This window comes from Microbacterium sp. WCS2018Hpa-9 (assembly GCF_031843745.1).
GTDB lineage: Bacteria > Actinomycetota > Actinomycetes > Actinomycetales > Microbacteriaceae > Microbacterium.
The window spans coordinates 23,422-42,611 of the sequence record NZ_JAVTIY010000012.1; the positions used below are offsets into that span (position 1 = coordinate 23,422).

The following is a 19,190-nucleotide window of genomic DNA, read 5'->3' on the forward strand; positions in this document are numbered from 1 at the left end:
TGGGAAGCCCCGGGGGTTGAGGTCGCTGTTGCCAATTCGTGATCCAGTACACACCCAACACTCAGATTCGTCCAGATCCGGGCGACAAGAGGTCGGTGAGACGATCGTACGGGCGAATTGTTGCGGTGACCCGAAGAAAGTCGGCGCCCGTTGATACCGTAGGACGGTGACTGCTTCTTCCTCCGACGACCGCACCGATCAGGTGGCTGACGCCGCCCCCGCCGCCCCGAAGAAGACTCCCGCCCGCAAGGCGCCCGCAAAGAAGACGACCGGCACGCGTGCCCCGTCGAAAGCCGCAGCCGAGAAGGCGGCGGCGACCGTCGAGGTGGTCGCCGAGCCGGCGCTGAAGATCGACCGGAACTCCGCGAGTGCCAGTCCTCGATCCGCAGCACCGAAGAAGACCACGACCGCTGCGGCGCGCGCGGCCGCCGCCAAGAACTCGACGCGCGACACGACGGCTCGTTCGACTGCCGCGAAGACCGCGTCGGCGCGTTCCGCTGCGACCACGACGACGGCAGCCAAGACAGCGGCGGCCAAGGCGGCTGCTGCCAAGACGGCTGCCGCCAAGGCTGCGGCAGAGAAGAGCGCTGCGGCGACGTCCACGGCACGCACCTCGGCCGCGAGAACGGCGGCCGCGAAGACCGCGGCGGCGAAGAGGGCCGCTGCCAAGGCGGCTGCCGCGAAGGCGTCGGCGGCCGAGGCAGACGAGGCTACGGCGGTCGAGTCCGTCGCAGTGGACACGGCGGGGGCCGATGTGAACACCTCCGACGCTGGTGCCCGCGAGTTCGAAGCCACAGGATCGGGCACGACGGATGAGGCTGTCGAAGAGAAGGTCGCGGTCGAGATGCACATCGAGTCCGCGCCGCAGCCGCTGACGACCGAGTCGGCGGCGTCCTCGAACGCGCTCGCGGTCGAGAGTGAAGACGGCGCGACGTCTGCTCCCGTCGATTCGACTCCGCACACGCGATCAGCAGCGAATGCGCCCGCCGATCCCGCCCTCGATTCGGCACCGGTGGAAGACGCCACCGCGGACGCCGGGCTGGTCACAGAGTCCACTGAGGAGCCGTCCGTCGACGGGAACGCGACTTCCGAGGTCGTCGACGCCGTGTCCGATGTGGACGAGACGGATGAGGCCGTCAGCGGAGTCGAAGCGGCATCCGGCTCCGAAGCCATCCGCATCCGCGGCCTCGTGAAGAGCTTCGGCGACCACACCGCGGTCAACGGCATCGATCTCACGGTGCCCGCAGGGTCGTTCTACGGCATCGTCGGTCCCAACGGGGCCGGCAAGACGACGACCCTCTCGATCGTCGCGGGCCTTCTGCGTGCTGACGCGGGCGACATCGCCATCTGCGGCATCGATCAGTCGGCGAAGCCGCTCGCCGCGAAGCGCATGATGGGGGTGCTGCCCGATCGCCTGCGCACGTTCGACCGGCTCACCGGGCGGCAGCTCCTCTACTACTACGGGCTCCTGCGAGGGCTCGCATCGGCGGTGATCGAGAAGCGCGTCGCCGACCTCGCACGGGCCTTCGACCTCGGAGAGGCGCTGAACCGCGTCGTCTCCGACTACTCGGCCGGTATGACCAAGAAGATCATGCTCGCGGGCGCGATGATCCACTCGCCGCGGGTCCTGGTGCTCGACGAGCCGTTCGAGGCCGTCGACCCGGTGTCCTCCGCGGTGATCCTGGACATCCTGCGTGCCTATGTCTCACACGGCGGCACCGTCGTCCTCTCGAGCCACGGCATGGATCTCGTCGAGCGCGTCTGCTCGCGCGTCGCGATCATCGTCGGGGGAGAGGTGCTCGCCGAAGGCACGATCGACGAAGTCCGCGCAGGGCAGACGCTCGAAGCGCGGTTCGTCGAGCTCTCCGGTGGCATCGGCGAGGTGGAGGGGCTCGAGTGGCTGCACACGTTCTCCGACTGAGGGCGGCGCTCCTGATCGGATCGCTTCGCGGCGAACGTCGGGTGCGCACCCTGGTCATGCTCGCCGTCGTGGTGGTCCTGACTGCTGTGGTCTGCGCTGCGGTCCTCAGTCTCGACGACGCCCCTGTCGCCGTCGCGCGCACGGTCATCGTGCTCGGCAGTGCCGCACTGCTTCTGGGGTTCCTGGTCGGGCCGATCCTCGTGGGCGCCGTCGACCAGCTCGATCCCCGGCGATTCGCGGTGTTCGGAGTAGACGAGCGGCAGATGCCCTGGATCCTCGCCCTCGCCTCATTCGTCAGCGTTCCGAGCCTTGCTCTGATCGCGGTGAACATCAGCGTGTGCATCGTCGCGATCAGGCTCGGTGCGCCCTGGTTCGTCGCGGTGCTGGTGAGCTTCGTCAGCCTGCTGTCGACGATCCTCTCGGCGCGCATCGGCATGGCGGTCAACGCGCTGCTGCTGCCGGAGCGTCGGTCGCGCGAGCTCACCGCCCTCTTCGCGCTGGCCGTGATCGTGATCGCGTTCCCCGTCGCCGTGTTCCTCGCCTCGCTCAAGTGGGACGGGCAGGTTCCTGCGGCTGTCGCGTCGCTGACGGCGACGATCGGCTTCACCCCCCTGGCTGCGGCGTCGCGGTTCCTCTTCTCGTTCGCGACAGACGATGTCACCGGAAACTGGATCAGCGGCATCGTGGCTCTCGTCACCGCCGTGGTGCTCTGGGCGGCATGGTCGTGGCTCGTGCGCAGACTGCTCACGACCACCGAGCGGCCCGTGACCTCGCGGGAGCGCTCGGGTCTCGGCTGGTTCGGTCTGCTCCCGTCGAACGCCTTCGGTGCGATCGCCTCTCGCAGCCTGGTCTACTGGCTGCGCGACCGCAGGTACATCATGAACCTCATCGTCGTCCCCGTCGCGGGCGCGCTCACCGTGCTGCCTCTCCTCGTGGCCGGCGTGCCGCTCGAGATCGCTGCGCTCGTTCCGGTTCCGGTGATGGCCTTGTTCTTCGGGTGGCTCCCGCACAACGATGTCGCCTACGACTCCACAGCACTGTGGACGCACGTGGCCAGCGGCGTCCGCGGCATCCCCGATCGCCTGGGACGACTCGTCCCGGTCATGCTCGTGGCTGTTCCGGTGCTCGCGATCGCCGTTCCTCTCACGCTGCTGTGGATCGACGACTGGCGCCTGCTTCTGCCGCTCACTGGACTCGGGGCCAGCCTGTTGCTGTCGGCTCTCGGATTCTCGAGCATCGTCTCGGTGATCGCTCCCTACGCCGTCTCGCGCCCCGGCGACAGCCCGTTCCAGCAGCCGCAGCGACCCACGTCGCACGGTGCGTACGGCCCCGCTGCGGCGTTCCTCGGTGCGATCGTCGTGAGCGTGCCGACCATCTGGCTGCTGGTGCTCACGATGATCGAGGGGTCGCAGTTCGCCCCCGCGACGTTCTGGGCCGGACTCGCGACCGGCATCGCGGTCTTCGCGATCGGTGTCGGTGTGGGTGGGCGCATCTTCGAGCACGAGGGCGAGCGGCTCATGGAGTTCGTCGAGACCGCGTGACAGCCGCCCAACCGGGCGCTTCCGCGGCTAGACTCTCGGCATGAGTACTCCGCTGGACAGCCCCGATCAGGGCGGCGTGGCAACGCTTGATCGCGAACTGGAAGAACTCCTCCGCGAGGAGAACCTCGAGCCGGGCGACCACGAGCGCTTCTCCCATTACGTCAAGAAGGACAAGATCCTCGAATCGGCGATCACCGGCAAGCCGGTGCGCGCGCTGTGCGGCAAGAAGTGGACGCCGGGTCGCGACCCGGAGAAGTTCCCGATCTGCCCCACGTGCAAGGAGATCTACGAGACGATGGTCGGCTGAGCTCACACCGGCTCAGCGGCAGTCAACTCGCGTCGACGAAGACGGTGGGGATCGCCGGGTCCGACTTGCTGAGCGCGAGCGCCCGAACAGGAAGCTCCTCACGCACCCGAAGGTGATGAGCTCGCGCCGAGGCGGTGCCCTCAGGCCCTTCGAACGCGGTGTCGATCTCGCCGGCCTCGACGAAGGTCGTCTGCAGCGGACGCCCGTCGGCGTGCTCCGCCGGAGTGTCGAGCTCTTCGAAGCCGTCTGAGACGACGACGGTCTCAGCCTCGGCGACGCCGTCGACGAGGGTGCGGAATGCGGCCTTGCGCCCGCCGTGCGATGCCTTGTCGGTCGAGGCCTTCGCGACTCCGATCCACGCTCCGCTCGGATCCTGACGGGCCACGAGCTTGTAGACCATGCTCGCCGTGGGGTATCCGGATCCGGTGACCACTGAGGTGCCCACACCGTACGCGTCGACCGGTGACGCCGCGAGGGCGGCGATCGCGTACTCGTCGAGGTCGCTCGTGACCGTGATGCGGGTTCCTGTCGCTCCGAGTTCGTCGAGCTGCGCCCGCACCTCCGCTGCGACGATCGGCAGGTCGCCCGAGTCGATGCGCACACCGCCGAGGCCGGTGCCGGCGACGCGGATGGCCGTCTCGACGCCGGTGCGGATGTCGTAGGTGTCGACGAGCAGGGTCGTGTCGGTTCCGAGGCTGTCGATCTGCGAGCGGAAGGCCTCTTCTTCGGTCTCGTGCAGAAGGGTCCACGAGTGCGCGGCGGTGCCCATCGTCGGGATTCCCCATCGACGCCCGGCCTCGAGGTTGCTCGTCGCGCGGAAGCCGGCGATGTAGGCGGCTCGTGCGGCGGCCACGGCGGACTGCTCGGCGGCGCGGCGGGAACCCATCTCGGCCAGCGGACGCTCGCCCGCCGCGATGCTCATGCGAGAAGCCGCGGTGGCGACGGCCGAGTCATGGTTGAGGACGCTGAGAGCCAACGTCTCGAGCACGACGGCGTCGGCGAAGCTGCCTTCCACCGTCAGGATCGGCGATCCGGGGAAGTACAGCTCGCCCTCGCGGTAGCCCCGGATCGAGCCGGTGAACCGGTAGTTCTCGAGATAGGTGAGCGAGTCGGCATCCACCACGTCGTTGTCGCGGAGGAAGCGCAGCTCGTCGTCTCCGAAGCGGAATTCGCGCAGCAGCGTGAGGAGGCGACCGGTGCCGGCCACGACGCCGAAGCGGCGGCCTCCGGACAGTCGCCGGGAGAACAGTTCGAACACACTGGGTCGTGATGCTGTGCCGTCGCGCAGTGCGGCGGCGAGCATGGTGAGTTCGTAACGGTCGGTCAGAAGCGCCGTGGACGTCGTCATCCGCTCAGCTTAGTGACGACACCCGCACCGGTTCCTGAGCATGACGCGGTCGCGCGCAGGTAGGCTGGGTAGTCATGAACGACGCCCCGATCGGAATCTTCGACTCCGGTGTCGGCGGACTCACGGTGGCACGTGCCATCCGAGCCCAGCTGCCCCGGGAATCGTTCGTCTACATCGGCGACACGGCTCACTCCCCGTACGGCCCGAAGCCCATCGCGGACGTGCGGCGTTACGGCCTCGAGGTCCTCGACACGCTGGTCGAGCAGGGCGTCAAGATGCTCGTGATCGCCTGCAACACCGCATCCTCTGCCATGCTCCGCGATGCCAGGGAGCGGTATGACATCCCCGTCGTCGAGGTGATCGGTCCGGCAGTGCGCCGAGCCGTCTCGACCACGCGCAACGGCCGCGTCGGCGTCATCGGCACAGTCGGGACGATCGGCTCCCGTGCCTATCAGGACATGCTCGAGGTGAACGAGCGCCTCGAGGTGTTCACTGCCGCGTGCCCTCGTTTCGTCGAGTTCGTCGAGGGCGGCATCACCGGCACGCCGGAGGTGCTCGCCACCGCCGAGGAGTACCTCGCGCCGCTCCGCGATGCCGGCGTCGACACCCTGGTGCTCGGATGCACGCACTACCCGTTCCTCCGCGGCGCGATCAGCTACGTGATGGGGGAGGGCGTCACGCTGGTCTCCAGCGACGACGAGACCGCCGGTGATGTGTACCGTCAGCTCGTGCGAGGCGACCTGCTCGCATCGCCCGACGCCATGGCCTCTTACGTCTACGAGGCGACCGGCGACTCGACGACCGAGTTCACCGCCCTCGCCAACCGTCTGATGGGCCGGGAGGTGCGCGACGTGCAGCTCGTGCAGACCGGCGTCATCACGCTCCCCGCGACGGCCTCCGGGTCTTAGCCCTCCTGCAGCACCCGCTTCATCCACCTCCACCCGAAGGAACCCCATGACCAGCATCGTCCGCGCCGACGGCCGTTCCACCGACCAGCTCCGCGAGATCACGATCGAGCGCGGATGGAGCAGCCACGCCGAAGGATCGGCCCTGATCAGCTTCGGCGGAACCAAGGTGCTGTGCACGGCATCGTTCACGAATGGCGTGCCTCGCTGGCTCACCGGCAAGGGCAAGGGGTGGGTCACGGCCGAGTACTCGATGCTCCCTCGCGCGACCAACAGCCGCAACGATCGTGAGAGCGTCAAGGGCCGCATCGGCGGCCGCACGCACGAGATCTCCCGTCTGATCGGTCGCGCGCTCCGTGCCGTGGTCGACACCAAGGCGCTCGGCGAGAACACGATCGTCATCGACTGCGACGTGCTGCAGGCCGATGGAGGGACGCGCACCGCCGCGATCACCGGGGCCTACGTCGCGCTGGCAGACGCGATCGAGTGGGGCCGGGAGAAGAAGTTCATCGGCAAGAACGCGACGCCGCTGCTCGATTCGGTGGCCGCGATCTCGGTCGGCATCATCGACGGCGAGCCCATGCTCGATCTCGCATATGTCGAGGACGTCCGCGCCGAGACCGACATGAACATCGTCGTGACCGGTCGTGGGCTCTTCGTCGAGGTGCAGGGCACCGCAGAGGGGGCGCCGTTCGACAAGCGCGAGCTCGACGCCCTGCTCGACCTGGGCGTCGCGGGCTGCGCCGACCTGAAGGACCACCAGCTGAAGGCGCTCGCGGGCTGATGAAGGTCGTCCTGGCCACCCACAATCCGCACAAGGTCGCGGAGTTCCAGCAGATCGTCGCGTCGGCGCGCCCCGATCTCGAGATCATCGCGTACGACGGTCCGGAGCCGGTCGAGGATGGCGTCACGTTCGCAGAGAACGCGCTCATCAAGGCGCGCGCCGCCGCGCAGTACACGGGTCTCGCGGCTCTGGCCGACGACTCGGGCATCTGCGTCGACGTGCTGGGCGGGTCGCCGGGGGTGTTCTCGGCCTACTGGGCGGGGCAGAAGAAGGATGCCGCGGCCAATCTCGAGCTGCTGCTCGACCAGCTGCACGACATCGCCGACCCGCATCGCGCCGCGCACTTCAACTCGACGATCGCGCTGGTCGCTCCTGACGGCCGCGAACATGTCGTCGTGGGCAACTGGCCGGGTCGCCTCGCGACCGAGGCATCCGGCGGAGGCGGCTTCGGATACGACCCGATCTTCATCCCGGATGGCCAGGCCGAGGGGGGTGAGCGCACCGTCGGCGACTTCACCTCGGAGGAGAAGCAGGCGCAGTCGCACCGCGCCCGCGCCTTCGTCGAGCTACTGCCTCTGCTCGCCGATCTCTGACCTGCATAGTAACCACTACGCTTGACGTACTTCATGCGTAGTGGTTATCGTGGTCGGCATGAGAGACCTCACCTACTACATCGGAGTCACCCTCGACGGGTTCATCGCAGGCCCCGACGATGAGGTCGACTTCTACCCGGTGACCCCAGCCTTCGCCGAGACGCTGGGCGCCGAGTTCGCCGACATCCAGCCGGCGCACGTCCGCGCGGCGAGTGGCGGCGCGGTCGAGCCGCTGACCCGGTTCGACACGGTGGTCATGGGACGACGCACCTACGAGCCCGCGCTGCAGGTCGGCATCACCGACCCATACGCGCACCTGCGCACGGTCGTGTTCAGCCGCTCGCTCGAAGACCCGGGCGAAGCCAACGTCGAGGTCGTGGGCACAGACCCCGTCGCGCGGGTTCGGCAGCTCAAGGCGGAGGACGGGCTCGGCATCTATCTTGCGGGCGGAGCCTCACTCGCGGGCGTCCTCCTCGACGAGATCGATCGGCTGATCGTCAAGAAGTACCCGCTGATCGCCGGCACCGGCATCCCGATGGTTCGCCACCAGTTCTCCCCGACCCAGTTCTCGCTCGATCAGGTGCGCTCGTTCGACAACGGCTGCGTCATGCTCGAGTACTCCCGCGCGCGCTGAGCAATCGACTACTGAGAATCATCACCATTCCCGACTAGGTCGATCCCCGCCGACGCGCGTGAGAGCCGGTCTAGCCTGGAGACATGCACGATCATGCGCCCGCCGCCGGCGGCATCCGCTCAGCCAGTCATCGTCGCCTTCTGGCTATCTCGCTGAGTCTGACCGCGACCATCATGGTCGTGCAGGTCGTGGGGGCGATCTTCACCGGCTCGCTCGCGCTGCTGGCCGATGCCGCCCACATGTTCACCGACGCGTCGGCTCTCGTGATCGCGCTCATCGCTGCGGCGGTCGCCGCACGCCCGGCCGATGACCGGCGCACCTTCGGGTATCAGCGCGCAGAGGTGTTCGGAGCCCTCATCAACGCGATCATCCTGATCCTGCTCGCGGGCTGGGTCGCGTTCGAAGCCGTCGGGCGGCTGCTGAACCCGGGTGAGACCGAGGTCGTCGGCGGGTTGATGCTCATCGTCGCCGTCGTGGGTCTCGTCGCGAACGCGATCTCGATGTGGCTGCTCAGCCGCGCACAGCGCACCAGCATCAACGTCCGCGGTGCCTACCTCGAGGTCATGGGCGACCTGATCGGGTCGGCGATGGTGATCATCGCCGCGATCGTGATCGTGACGACCGGGTGGATGCCTGCGGATGCGATCGCCTCGCTGATGATCGCGGTGCTGATCATCCCTCGGGCGATCTCGCTGCTGCGCGAGGTGTTCTCGGTGCTCTCCGAATCGGCGCCGAAGGGCACCGCGGTCAGCGAGATCCGTCAGCACCTGCTCGACTATGACGGCGTGATCGGAGTGCATGACGTTCATGTATGGCAGCTGACGCGCGGGGCACCCGTCTTCAGCGCACATGTGAGCGTGGAACCCGCACTGCTCGCCGACGGACGCTCCACGAAGCTGCTGAACGATCTGCAGTCGTGCCTGGCACACCACTTCGATGTCGCACACTCGACGTTCCAGATCGAGCCGGCCGAGCAGTCGGATTGCGAGCCGCGTCACGCCTGAGGCGTCAGGTTTCGACGACGACTTCTGCAGGGGTCTTGTCGGGGCGGAGCCCTCGCCAACGCGAGTGTCGCAGCACTCCGTCGGGAGTCCAGTTCGCGAACTCGACTTCGCCCACGAGCTCTGGCTCGACCCACAGAGCGTCTGAGGCATCGAGAGCCGGGACGCCGTCGAGCGGCGCCGACTCGACGCGCAGGGTCGCGAGGCGGGCCAGCAGGTCGCGCAGCATGCGGTCGCTGAAGCCCGTGCCCACGCGGCCGACGTACCGCAGCCGGCCTTCGTCGGGTACCGCGAGCAGCAGTGAGCCGAACGTCCCCTCACGGTCGCCCTTGCCCGGGCGGATGCCGACGATGACGACCTCCTGCATCCGCGTGTGCTTGAGCTTGAGCCACGAGGGCGAGCGCTGGCCCGGGCGGTAGCGCGACGTCGGATCCTTCACGACGACACCTTCGAGGCCGAACTCGTCACTCGCAGCCAGGGCCGCATCGAGGTCATCGAACACGGGCGGCACCTGCACCGGCGCATCGAGGTCGGAGATGACGTCCTCGAGCAGGGTGCGTCGCTGCGAGAGCGGCATCGAGCTGAGGTCGTGGCCGTCGAGGCGCAGCAGATCGAAGACCATGTAGACGATCGGGGTGCGCACGACCTCGCGCTCGATCTCACGGGGCCTCGTCAGGTGCATGCGGTTCTGCAGCAGTGCGAAGCTCGGGCGACCCTGCGCGTCGAAAGCCACCACCTCGCCGTCGACGACGGCGTCGCCCACCGGCAGGGAGGGTGCTCCATCAGCAGTCAGCTCGGGGTAGCGGGCAGTGATGTCGGTGCCGCTGCGGGCGTGCAGCAGCATCCGTCCGTCGGCCCAGGTGCCGATAGCGCGGATGCCGTCCCACTTCACTTCGACCCACGAGGGCGAGCTGAGGCCGCGCGCGATGGCCGGTGTGCCGTTCTCGGCGAGCATGGGGGAGACGGATGCGGGGGAGACGGGCCGGGCCGCACTCGGCGACCCGGAGATGCGCGGGCGGTGGCGCGCGGAAGCCGGTCGTGTGGCCATCGCATCTGCGGGGGCCTGCTCCGACTTCGCCTCGACCCGGCGCGGGCGCTCAAGTGCGTGCTCGGTGCGAAGAGGGGCGAGCGGATCCAGCCCGGATTCCGCCCGCTCGAGCACACTCGCGAAGTCGAGCTGCGCCAGATCAGGGTCGTCGAGTTCCTCCCAGGTACGGGGCGCGGCCACCCATGGCTGCGCTCGTCCTCGCATCGAGTACGGGGAGATCGTGGTCTTCTTGCCGTTGTTCTGGCTCCAGTCGAGGAAGACCTTGCCTCCGCGCGCGGCCTTGGCCATGGTGCTCGTCGCGAGATCCGGATGCTCGGTCTCGATGAGCCGGGCGATCTCCTTGACGACCGAGGAGATCTCATCGCTGGTCTGCTGACCCGGCAGTGCCGCGTAAAGGTGGATGCCCTTGCTGCCGCTGGTGACGGGCACCGGGACGAGCCCGATGTCGGTCAACAGGCCTCGGGCGATGCGAGCGACCTCGGCGCACTGCGCGAGTCCGACACCGGGGCCAGGGTCGAGGTCGAGCACGAGGCGGTCGGGCTTGCCGGGCAGCCCGTCGGGGGCGAAGCGCCACTGGGGCACATGCAGCTCGATCGCCGCGACCTGTGCGAGCCAGACCAGGGTCGGCACGTCCTCGACGAGGGGGTAGGCCTTGGGGCCGTCGGAGTGCTGGATCTCGTGTCGGGGGATCCAGCTCGGCGCGCCGGGCTCGAGCTGTTTGGTGAAGAACGCGTCGGCGGGAGCATCCGCGGTTCCCACTCCCTCGACCCAGCGCTTGCGAGTGACCGGTCGTCCGTCGAGCAGCGGCAGGATATGGGGCGCGATCGCCGTGTAGTAGGCGATGATCTCGCCCTTGGTGGTGCCGGAATCGGGGTAGACGGCCTTGTCGAGATTGGTGATGCGCAGCCGACGACCGTCGATCTGCACATTCTGCGCCTCCGGGACCATGACGCCAGCGTAGTCAAGGTACTGGCCCCCACCGGGGCGGCTGGTGTTCACTGGGGTCATGAGAACGATCTGGAAGGGCGCGTTGACCTTCGGCCTCGTGAACGTGCCGGTCAAGGTGTATTCCGCCACCGAGGACCACGACGTGCCGTTGCACCAGGTGCACGAGAAGGACGGCGGGCGCATCCGGTATCAGCGCACCTGCGAGGTGTGCGGCGAGACCGTGGCCTACGCCGACATCGATCGTGCCTACGTCGACGAGGGGCAGACGGTGGTTCTCACGAAGGACGACCTGGCGGCCCTGCCCGCCGAGAAGAGTCGCGAGATCGACGTCGTCGAATTCGTGCCCTCCGACCAGGTCGACCTGCTCACCCTCGACAAGCCGTATTACCTCGAGCCCGACTCGAAGTCGCCCAAGGCGTATGTGCTTCTGCGGAGGACCCTCGAGCAGACCGACCGCACGGCGATCGTGCGCTTCACTCTGCGCCAGAAGACCCGTCTTGCCGCACTCCGCGTGCGAGGCAAAGTGCTCGTGCTGCAGACCCTGCTGTGGGCCGACGAGGTGCGCGAGGCGGAGTTCCCGGCGCTCGATGAGGACGTGCGGATCTCGAAGAAGGAGCTGGAGCTCTCGGCGTCCCTCGTCGACAGCTACTCGGCCGACTTCGACCCCGAGTCGTTCGTGGACGAGTACCAGAAGGAGCTGCGGACCCTGATCGACGCCAAGATCGAGGCCGGCGACACTTTCGACGTGTCGGAGACGTTCGGCGAGTCCGAGGGCGACGGCGACGCCAAGAGCGGCGAGGTCATCGACCTGATGGAGGCGCTTCGTGCCAGCGTCGCTCGTACGAAGGCCGCGCGATCGGAGTCGTCCGACGAGAAGACGAGCGCCAAGAAGAGCCCGAGCAAGAAGAAGGCGGGCTGAGTCAGCCCGCCTTCATCGGCCTGCGATCAGTGCTTGCCGTCGCCGTCGAAGTCGGGAGCGCGGTCGAAGACCTCGGGGTCGAGCGCGAGCTCTTCGGCCTCGGCGGCGTCGGTCTCACCCTCACCGGCTGCGGCCTCCTTCTTGGCCTTGTGACGCTCGGAGAAGTAGTGCCAGACGGTGATCAGCGCGGTGCCACCGACAGCGGCGAGCAGGATCAGGTCGATGTAGCTCTCGACGAAGTCGGCCACCGGCGGGATGAACCCGATGGCGTAGCCGAACATCGTCAGTCCGAAGCCCCAGAGGATCGCGCCGATCAGGTTGTACAGCGTGTAGCGACGCCACGGCATGTGGCCCACGCCGGCGGCGACCGGCGCGAAGGTGCGAACGATCGGCACGAAGCGGGCGAGGATGACCGTGATACCTCCGAAGCGCTCGAAGAAGGCGTTCGTCCGTTCGACGTTCTTCTTGCTGAAAAGGCCCGATTCCTTGCGTTCGAAGACTGCGGGTCCGCCCTTGTGGCCGATGAGATAGCCGACTTCACCGCCGACGAATGCCGACAGGCCGATGAGCAGCGCGACGATCCAGACGTTGATGCCGAAGACCCCGTGCTCCGAACCCGCGATCGGGTGCGACAGCAGTCCCGAGATGACGAGCAGCGTGTCACCAGGCAGCAGGAATCCCACCAACAGGCCGGTTTCGGCGAAGACGATGAAGCACACCACGAGAAGCGCCCAGGGGCCTGCCGAACCGATGATGGTGGCCGGGTCGAGCCAGGGGATGAGAGCGGCGTGATGCATGGAGTTCCCGTCGTAGTGATGTGTGCGGCGGTCAAGTCGTCGGTCGCGGGGGATGCGACAGATCGGTGCGGAAGGTGGGACTTGAACCCACACGCCCTAGGGCACAGGAACCTAAATCCTGCGTGTCTGCCAATTCCACCACTCCCGCGCGGTGGGATAAGTCTACTGACCGGGGGATCGCGCGTTGCTGAGCATCCGCCCGCAGCCAGGGACCTGTCTCTGTGGATAACTCCGACGGGCGGCGCCCGATCCTTGCGAGGATGCTCGGGTGATCCAGCCTTCCGTCCTCGTCGCCGAGCGCGTGCGGCAGCGACTCCGCGCTGAGGGGACAGATCCGACATTCGACGCCGCGGCGGCGCGCAGCGTCACGCTCGCCGAGGTGCGCAGGTTCAACGACCTGGCGCTCGCACGGGGTGCGGCGATGATCGATGACGAAGCCGCATGCGTGCGCGACGTGCTCGCGTCGGTGAGCGGGTTCGGAGCACTGCAGTCTCTTCTCGACGACCCGGACATCGAGGAGATCTGGCTCAACGGTCCCGAGAGCATCCACATCGCGCGCGGCGGGGTCGCCGAACGGATCGAGCTGCGTCTCACCGAGTCGGCCCTGCGCGATCTCGTCGAACGGATGCTGCAGTCGACCGGCCGCCGCGTCGACATCAGTCAGCCGTTCGTGGATGCGTCTCTTCCCGACGGGTCGCGCCTGCACGTCGCCATCGCAGATACTGGTAGCGCCGATTGTTGCTGAGTTGCGTATTCAGCGGCTTCCGACTCTTCTCCCAATGAATGGTGGGGCACTGATCACCAATGATTGATCAGCGCTTGCTGTATAGTTCAGTACATGCTGACTATTGCTTCGCGCCTCGACGTCATGAACCGGCTCGGCCGGGCCATGGCGGACCCGACGCGCTCCCGGATCTTGATGACTCTGCTGAACGCCCCGAGCTATCCGGCCGTGCTCTCGCGCGAGCTGGAGCTGACCCGCTCGAACGTCTCGAACCACCTGACGTGCCTGCGTGACTGCGGGATCGTGGTCGCCGAGCCTGAGGGTCGCCAGACGCGCTACGAGATCGCTGACCCGCATCTTGCGGCTGCGCTCGTCGCGCTCGTGGATGTGACGCTGGCGGTCGATGAGCACGCGCCGTGTGTGGACTCGTCGTGCACGGTGCCGGGCTGCTGCGGTACAGGGGCGGACGCGTGAGCGCGGCGTGTAGCTGCGAGCACGAGCCTGCCACTGCGGCGGAGGATGAGACCGAAGAGGTGGAGCGGCCCTGGTGGAGGGACCGTGGGATCATGGTGCCGGTCTTCTCCGGTGTCGCGTTCCTGGCTGGTCTGATCCTTGAATGGTCCGGGCTCGAGATCCCGGCGCTCGTACTGTTCTGGATCGGCCTGCTGCTGGGCGCGTCGACGTTCACTCCTGGCGCGATCCGGAAGCTGTTCAAGGGCAAGCTCGGTATCGGGCTGCTGATGACGATCAGCGCGATCGGCGCGGTCATCCTCGGCTATGTGGAGGAGGCTGCGGCTCTGGCGTTCTTGTACTCGATTGCTGAGGCGCTTGAGGACAAGGCGATGGACCGTGCCCGTGGCGGCCTGCGGGCGCTGCTGAAGCTCGTGCCGGAGACGGCGACCGTGCTGCAGAGCGGCGTCTCTGCGCAGGTGCCGGCGAGGGAGTTGACGGTCGGCCAGGTCATGGTGGTCCGCCCGGGCGAACGGATCGCAACCGACGGGATCGTCCGCTCTGGCCGCTCAAGCCTGGACACCTCGGCGATCACCGGGGAGTCGATCCCCGTCGAGGTCGAGCCCGGGGACGCGGTGTCGGCCGGCGCGATTAACAGCTCCGGCGTGCTGGAGGTCGAGGCGACTGCGGCCGGTACCGATAACTCGCTTACGACGATCGTGGAGTTGGTCGAGAAAGCGCAGACGGAGAAGGGCGAGCGTGCGCGTCTCGCGGACCGGATCGCCCGCCCGCTCGTACCCGGTGTGCTGATTCTCGCAGCGCTCGTCGCGATCATTGGGTCACTGCTGGGCGACCCGGAGGTATGGATCACTCGTGCGCTCGTCGTGCTGGTAGCGGCCTCTCCGTGCGCGCTGGCGATCTCGGTGCCGTTGACGGTCGTTGCCGCGATCGGCGCGGCGAGCAAGTTCGGCGTGATCATCAAGTCCGGCGCGGTCTTCGAGCGCTTCGGCACGGTCCGGCACGTCGCGGTCGACAAGACCGGCACCCTGACCCGTAACGAGCCCGCGGTCACCGCGGTCCTCACTGCGAACGGCATTGCCGAGGAGCAGGCGCTGGCTTGGGCGGCGGCTCTGGAGCAGCACAGCACGCATCCCCTTGCGGCGGCGATCACCGCTGCAGCCCCGGGTGTTCCCGTGGCCGCGGATGTGACCGAGCAGGCCGGGCACGGCATCGACGGCACCGTCGATGGCGCTCGTATCACGGTCGGCAGCCCCCGCTGGCTCGACGCCGGCGAGCTCGGCGACCGGGTTGCAGGGCTTGAGGAGCAGGGCATGACTGTCGTGATCGTGCACCGCGACGAGGCACCGGTCGCGGCGATCGGCGTCCGCGACGAGCTGCGTCCGGAAGTCCCCGAGGTGGTCCGCACGCTTGCGGATCAGGGCGTCGGCATGACGATGCTCACCGGGGACAACGCCCGCACCGCTCGTGCGCTGGCTGCGCAGGCCGGGATCGCTGATGTGCGCGCGGAGCTGCGCCCTGAGGACAAGGCGACCGCGATCGGCGAGTTGTCGAAGGCGGGATCGGTCGCGATGATCGGTGACGGCATCAACGACGCCCCGGCCCTGGCGTCCGCGGACATCGGCATCGCGATGGGAGCGACCGGCTCCGATGCGGCGATCGAGTCTGCGGACGTGGCCTTCACGGGTCATGATCTGCGGCTCATCCCGCGGGCGTTCGATCACGCGCGGCGGGGCCGGCGGATCATCAACCAGAACATCATCCTGTCCCTGCTGATCATCACCGCACTGCTCCCGCTCGCGCTCTTCGGGGTCCTGGGGCTCGCGGCTGTCGTCCTGGTCCACGAGGTCGCGGAGGTCATCGTGATCCTCAACGGCCTGCGCGCCGCACGCACCCGCACACCACGAATGGAAAGCTGATGCTCGCAACCATCGGGTCGGCGATCGGCCTGTTCGCGGCGACCAACATCGACGACATCGTCGTGCTCACCGTGCTGTTCCTCGCCTCCAGCCGGGGAAAGCCGCGACCGTGGCAGATCGTCGCAGGCCAGTACCTCGGGTTCATCACACTCGTCGTGATCAGCGTGATCGCCGCGCTCGGTCTCACGATCGTCCCGGACGAATGGGTCGGCTTCCTGGGTCTGATCCCGCTCGGCATCGGCATCTGGACGCTCATTCGCGGCCTGCGCCGTAACGGCGACGACGATGATGACGACTCCAAGATCACCGCGGTCGGACTATGGGGGGTCGCCGGGATCACGATCGCCAACGGGGCCGACAACATCTCCCTCTACACGCCGATCTTCCGCACCAGCTCGCCCGGCGACGTCGCGGTCATGATCGTCGTGTTCCTGATCCTCGTCGCCGTCTGGTGCGCTGCCGGGCGACTGATCGGCACCCACAAGGCCGTCACCGAAACGCTCGAACGTGTCGAGCACTGGCTCGTCCCCGTCGTGTTCATCGGCCTGGGCCTGTTCATCCTCATTGAATCCGGCGTTATCGTCCGTCTCTTCGAGGCCCTCGCATGACCCCGGACACGAATACCGACGTTGAGTCGGCATCGGCGTCGGGAGAGCGTCCGCAGAGAGGACGCTGGCGGCTCACTGCCTGGGCGCTTCTGATCGCAGTGGTCGTCGTCGTGATCGATCAGGGAACGAAAGTGTGGGCCGAGGCCACCCTGTCGGAGCACGAGCGCATCCCGCTGATCGGCGACCTGTTGGGCCTGCAGCTCGCGTACAACCCCGGCGCGGCGTTCTCCTTCGGGGAGAGCTTCACCTGGGTGTTCGCTCTCATCGCCGTCGCGGCCACGGCCACCGCGATCGTGTTCGCGTTCCGGGTCCGACGCCCCGGGTGGGCGATCGTGATCGGTGCGCTCGGCGGGGCCGCTGCTTCGCACGCCGGCGACCGGCTTTTCCGCCAACCAGGATTCGCCCGGGGGCACGTCGTCGACTTCCTCGCCTACGGCAACTGGTTCATCGGGAACCTCGCCGACATCGTGATCGTCACCGCTACGATTGCCGGAGCGCTCCTGATGCTCCGCGGCACCGAGAACTGAGAGGGCCAACCATGGAGATCACCCTGCAGTACTTCGACGGCTGCCCGAACTGGGAAGTACTCGACCGCCGGCTTGCTGAGCTGCTCGACGGTCGATCAGATATCCGCGTCACACGACAGTTGGTCGAGACCGCCGAGGACGCCGAGCGCCTCGGATTCCACGGGTCACCGACCGTCCTCGTCGACGGCGTCGATCCCTACGCCGACGAGCACACGCCGGTCGGGCTCGCCTGCCGGGTGTTCCGTACCCCTGCCGGGCTGGGAGGCCCTCCGACCGTCGAGCAACTGCGCGAAGCGATTTCCGGCCCGGCTCTGACGGGTGATGCTTGATCAGGGGTGGGTGGAGCGGAGAGCCGGGTAATCGGACCACTCGCCACCGGCGAGACGCGACCATGAGGCAGCGGATGCCGTCGTGATGCCGAGGAGATCCGAGACGATCCGGGGATGCAGTTGCCGGGTGAGCTCGATGAGCGCTGTCGTGCGGGCGCTCCCGGCAAGCAGGCCTTCGGCGCGAAGGCGACGGCTGAGCGGCCCCGGGGTGAGGTGACGGCCCGGGTTCCGGCCGGGGAACAACCACCCTTCAGGATGGCCCTTTGTGGCATCGACGAGCTCGACGATGGCGTCGCCGAGGATCTCTGGGACCTTGATCGGCTCGGCTCCGACGGTGAGCGTCACGGGCTGCGAGCTCGTATCGACCTGTGCCCGGGTGATCGTGACGATGCGGGTCAGCTGGATGCCGTAGAGCAGTACGAGGAGACCCGCGGCCCGGGTCTTCGGGTCCATGTCGGCATCGGACAGGAACCTGCGGGCCATCTGCCATCGGTGGTCGGAGGCATAGTCTCGCCCTTCGAGGTGATGGGCTCGAAACTCGACGCGAAGGGTGCTCAACCGGTGCTTTCGCAGCCAGCGAGTGAACGGTGCCAGCGCGTCGCGTTGGCTGGGCGAATCGGTCAGATGCGCGTCGAGTAGGCGCTGCGGAAACGTCGCCAGCGTCTCCTGGTGCGACCGGATCTCTCCAAGGAACGCGGCGCAGTACTTCAGCGCAGTCCGTTGCCTCTGGAATCCGGAAGCAGGGCTGGACGCGATGCGCAGTGCCCGAGTGGATCGGAGGAGCTCCCAGGTGCAGTATCGGCGCAGGATCAACCGGTCCTCGGGATGGTCGATGCCATCGAGCCAGTCGTTGAGCCAGTGGGTGAAACGCGTGCCCTCGACGTCGAGCTCCGGCAGCACGCCGGAACGGACCAGCAGTGAGAGGAGGAACGCGACCGACTGTCCCGACCGGGCTCGGGTGATGATCGCCTCGGCGGTGAGCGGCAGGGTCCCGTCCGCGAGCTCGCGGAGCACCATCGCGCACTTGCTCTTGTGCAGCCAGCGTTCGAGCGACGCCGCTTTGCCATGGTGCGTGAGCAGATAGTCAGCAAGGGGGTGGAGGTCCGCGCGGATCTCTCCCGCATCGTCGGCGAGCAGTTGCTGGATCGCGACGGGCCGGCGGCACTCGACGCAGAGGTGATGTTTGCGGATCTCCTCGATCGAGCCGCATCCGGGGCAGGCCATCGTGATCGGAGTGCCCGCGCAGTCGGCGCAGACCATCTGGCCATTCATGAAGCCGGTCAGGAACACCCTGCGCGCGCACTCGGGACAAGGTTGTGGTCTGCGCATCGCGTAGTAGCAGCGCGCGCATACTCGTCGTCCGTCGAGGTGGGAGGCGACGCGGCCAGGTTCTCCGCAGAGACCACAGGTCTTGATCGGTGCGGTGTAGCAGGCCAGACAGACCAGTTCCGGGCGACGGACGATGATGGTCGCATGCTGACCGCACCGCGAGCAGTCGCCGAACGATCGAGGGTCGGCTCGCCAACAGTCACGGCAAAAGCGCTGTCCGTCGATCGTGCGCTGCACGGGCCGGACCCGGCCACAGGACGCGCACGAGACGGACCGGGCGTTCCGCTCGCATCGGGAGCAGTGCCGACCACCGCCCGGCGTCTTGTGGGGCATTCTCACCGCGCGTCCGCAGGACTCGCACGTCGGCAGCATCACCCGGCTTGCCCCTTCTTCGACCAGCGCGCGGGCCAGATCCTGAACGGTCCCCGGCACGTTCGCATGCTGCCCCTCCAGGACTCCGGGCTGCTTGATCAGCGCGAGCTCAAGAAGCCGCTGCGTGAGGGGTACTGGCGCAACCGAATGCACGATCTCAGCGATTCG

At 67.7% G+C, this 19,190-nt stretch carries 19 protein-coding genes and 1 tRNA gene; 15 read left to right on the forward strand and 5 right to left on the reverse strand.

Features of this window, described 5'->3' with window-relative positions:
- The first annotated feature begins 166 nt into the window (after positions 1-166).
- The 3 genes from RQG82_RS18990 to RQG82_RS19000 are packed head-to-tail and all read left to right on the forward strand — an operon-like array spanning position 167 to position 3,769.
- A complete protein-coding gene (locus RQG82_RS18990) occupies positions 167-1,921 on the forward strand; it encodes an ATP-binding cassette domain-containing protein (protein WP_311260353.1) in 1,755 nt (584 codons plus the stop codon).
- Positions 1,897-3,462, forward strand: coding sequence for a hypothetical protein (locus tag RQG82_RS18995; protein ID WP_311260354.1), 1,566 nt, complete (start codon positions 1,897-1,899; stop codon positions 3,460-3,462). Before RQG82_RS18990 ends, RQG82_RS18995 begins: the two co-directional genes overlap by 25 nt.
- 40 nt (positions 3,463-3,502) lie before the next feature.
- Positions 3,503-3,769 (forward strand): DUF3039 domain-containing protein, encoded by a 267-nt coding sequence (locus RQG82_RS19000; RefSeq protein WP_042536500.1) that lies wholly within the window; start codon positions 3,503-3,505, stop codon positions 3,767-3,769.
- Between the two features lie 22 nt (positions 3,770-3,791).
- On the opposite strand, the gene RQG82_RS19005 is transcribed toward RQG82_RS19000, so the two are convergent.
- Positions 3,792-5,117: a nicotinate phosphoribosyltransferase gene (locus RQG82_RS19005; protein ID WP_311260355.1), complete on the reverse strand. Its 1,326-nt coding sequence runs from the start codon at positions 5,115-5,117 to the stop codon at positions 3,792-3,794.
- A gap of 74 nt (positions 5,118-5,191) precedes the next feature.
- Between RQG82_RS19005 and murI the strand changes: the two genes are divergently transcribed.
- From murI to RQG82_RS19030, 5 genes are all read left to right on the forward strand, one after another.
- The gene (murI, locus tag RQG82_RS19010; protein WP_311260356.1) at positions 5,192-6,025 is read left to right on the forward strand and encodes a glutamate racemase; all 834 of its coding nucleotides are present in this window, start codon (positions 5,192-5,194) and stop codon (positions 6,023-6,025) included.
- A 46-nt stretch (positions 6,026-6,071) separates the two neighbouring features.
- Positions 6,072-6,806 (forward strand): ribonuclease PH, encoded by a 735-nt coding sequence (gene rph / locus RQG82_RS19015; protein WP_042536503.1) that lies wholly within the window; start codon positions 6,072-6,074, stop codon positions 6,804-6,806.
- A complete protein-coding gene (rdgB, locus tag RQG82_RS19020) occupies positions 6,806-7,399 on the forward strand; it encodes an RdgB/HAM1 family non-canonical purine NTP pyrophosphatase (RefSeq protein WP_311260357.1) in 594 nt (197 codons plus the stop codon). Before rph ends, rdgB begins: the two co-directional genes overlap by 1 nt.
- 58 nt (positions 7,400-7,457) lie before the next feature.
- Positions 7,458-8,033, forward strand: coding sequence for a dihydrofolate reductase family protein (locus RQG82_RS19025; protein ID WP_311260358.1), 576 nt, complete (start codon positions 7,458-7,460; stop codon positions 8,031-8,033).
- A gap of 83 nt (positions 8,034-8,116) precedes the next feature.
- Positions 8,117-9,037 carry a cation diffusion facilitator family transporter gene (locus tag RQG82_RS19030; protein WP_311260359.1) on the forward strand — a complete coding sequence of 307 codons (921 nt, stop codon included), beginning with the start codon at positions 8,117-8,119 and terminating at the stop codon, positions 9,035-9,037.
- 4 nt (positions 9,038-9,041) lie between these two features.
- Here the strand turns inward: RQG82_RS19030 and ligD are convergent, their stop codons facing one another.
- Complete coding sequence (gene ligD / locus RQG82_RS19035; protein ID WP_311260360.1) at positions 9,042-11,030, reverse strand: non-homologous end-joining DNA ligase; 1,989 nt, start codon at positions 11,028-11,030, stop codon at positions 9,042-9,044.
- A gap of 58 nt (positions 11,031-11,088) precedes the next feature.
- On the opposite strand from ligD, the gene RQG82_RS19040 reads away from it, so the two are divergent.
- A complete protein-coding gene (locus RQG82_RS19040; protein WP_311260361.1) occupies positions 11,089-11,949 on the forward strand; it encodes a Ku protein in 861 nt (286 codons plus the stop codon).
- 26 nt (positions 11,950-11,975) lie between these two features.
- Here the strand turns inward: RQG82_RS19040 and RQG82_RS19045 are convergent, their stop codons facing one another.
- A complete protein-coding gene (locus RQG82_RS19045; protein WP_311260362.1) occupies positions 11,976-12,746 on the reverse strand; it encodes a VTT domain-containing protein in 771 nt (256 codons plus the stop codon).
- Positions 12,747-12,812: 66 nt separating this feature from the next.
- A tRNA-Leu gene (locus RQG82_RS19050) sits at positions 12,813-12,894 on the reverse strand.
- Positions 12,895-13,014: 120 nt separating this feature from the next.
- Between RQG82_RS19050 and RQG82_RS19055 the strand changes: the two genes are divergently transcribed.
- From RQG82_RS19055 to RQG82_RS19080, 6 genes are all read left to right on the forward strand, one after another.
- Positions 13,015-13,491, forward strand: coding sequence for an ATPase, T2SS/T4P/T4SS family (locus RQG82_RS19055; protein ID WP_311260363.1), 477 nt, complete (start codon positions 13,015-13,017; stop codon positions 13,489-13,491).
- 93 nt (positions 13,492-13,584) lie between these two features.
- Positions 13,585-13,944 (forward strand): helix-turn-helix transcriptional regulator, encoded by a 360-nt coding sequence (locus RQG82_RS19060; RefSeq protein WP_036297877.1) that lies wholly within the window; start codon positions 13,585-13,587, stop codon positions 13,942-13,944.
- A complete protein-coding gene (locus RQG82_RS19065) occupies positions 13,941-15,857 on the forward strand; it encodes a cation-translocating P-type ATPase (protein WP_036297919.1) in 1,917 nt (638 codons plus the stop codon). The genes RQG82_RS19060 and RQG82_RS19065 overlap by 4 nt, the downstream gene beginning before the upstream one ends.
- Entirely contained in the window at positions 15,857-16,465 is a 609-nt protein-coding gene (locus tag RQG82_RS19070; protein ID WP_036297875.1) for a cadmium resistance transporter, read from the forward strand. Before RQG82_RS19065 ends, RQG82_RS19070 begins: the two co-directional genes overlap by 1 nt.
- On the forward strand, positions 16,462-16,992 hold the full coding sequence (locus tag RQG82_RS19075; RefSeq protein ID WP_036297873.1) for a signal peptidase II: 531 nt from the start codon (positions 16,462-16,464) through the stop codon (positions 16,990-16,992). Before RQG82_RS19070 ends, RQG82_RS19075 begins: the two co-directional genes overlap by 4 nt.
- 11 nt (positions 16,993-17,003) lie before the next feature.
- On the forward strand, positions 17,004-17,321 hold the full coding sequence (locus RQG82_RS19080; protein ID WP_311260364.1) for a thioredoxin family protein: 318 nt from the start codon (positions 17,004-17,006) through the stop codon (positions 17,319-17,321).
- On the opposite strand, the gene RQG82_RS19085 is transcribed toward RQG82_RS19080, so the two are convergent.
- Entirely contained in the window at positions 17,322-19,175 is a 1,854-nt protein-coding gene (locus tag RQG82_RS19085; protein ID WP_311260365.1) for a hypothetical protein, read from the reverse strand. It lies immediately after the preceding gene.
- Positions 19,176-19,190: the final 15 nt, after the last annotated feature.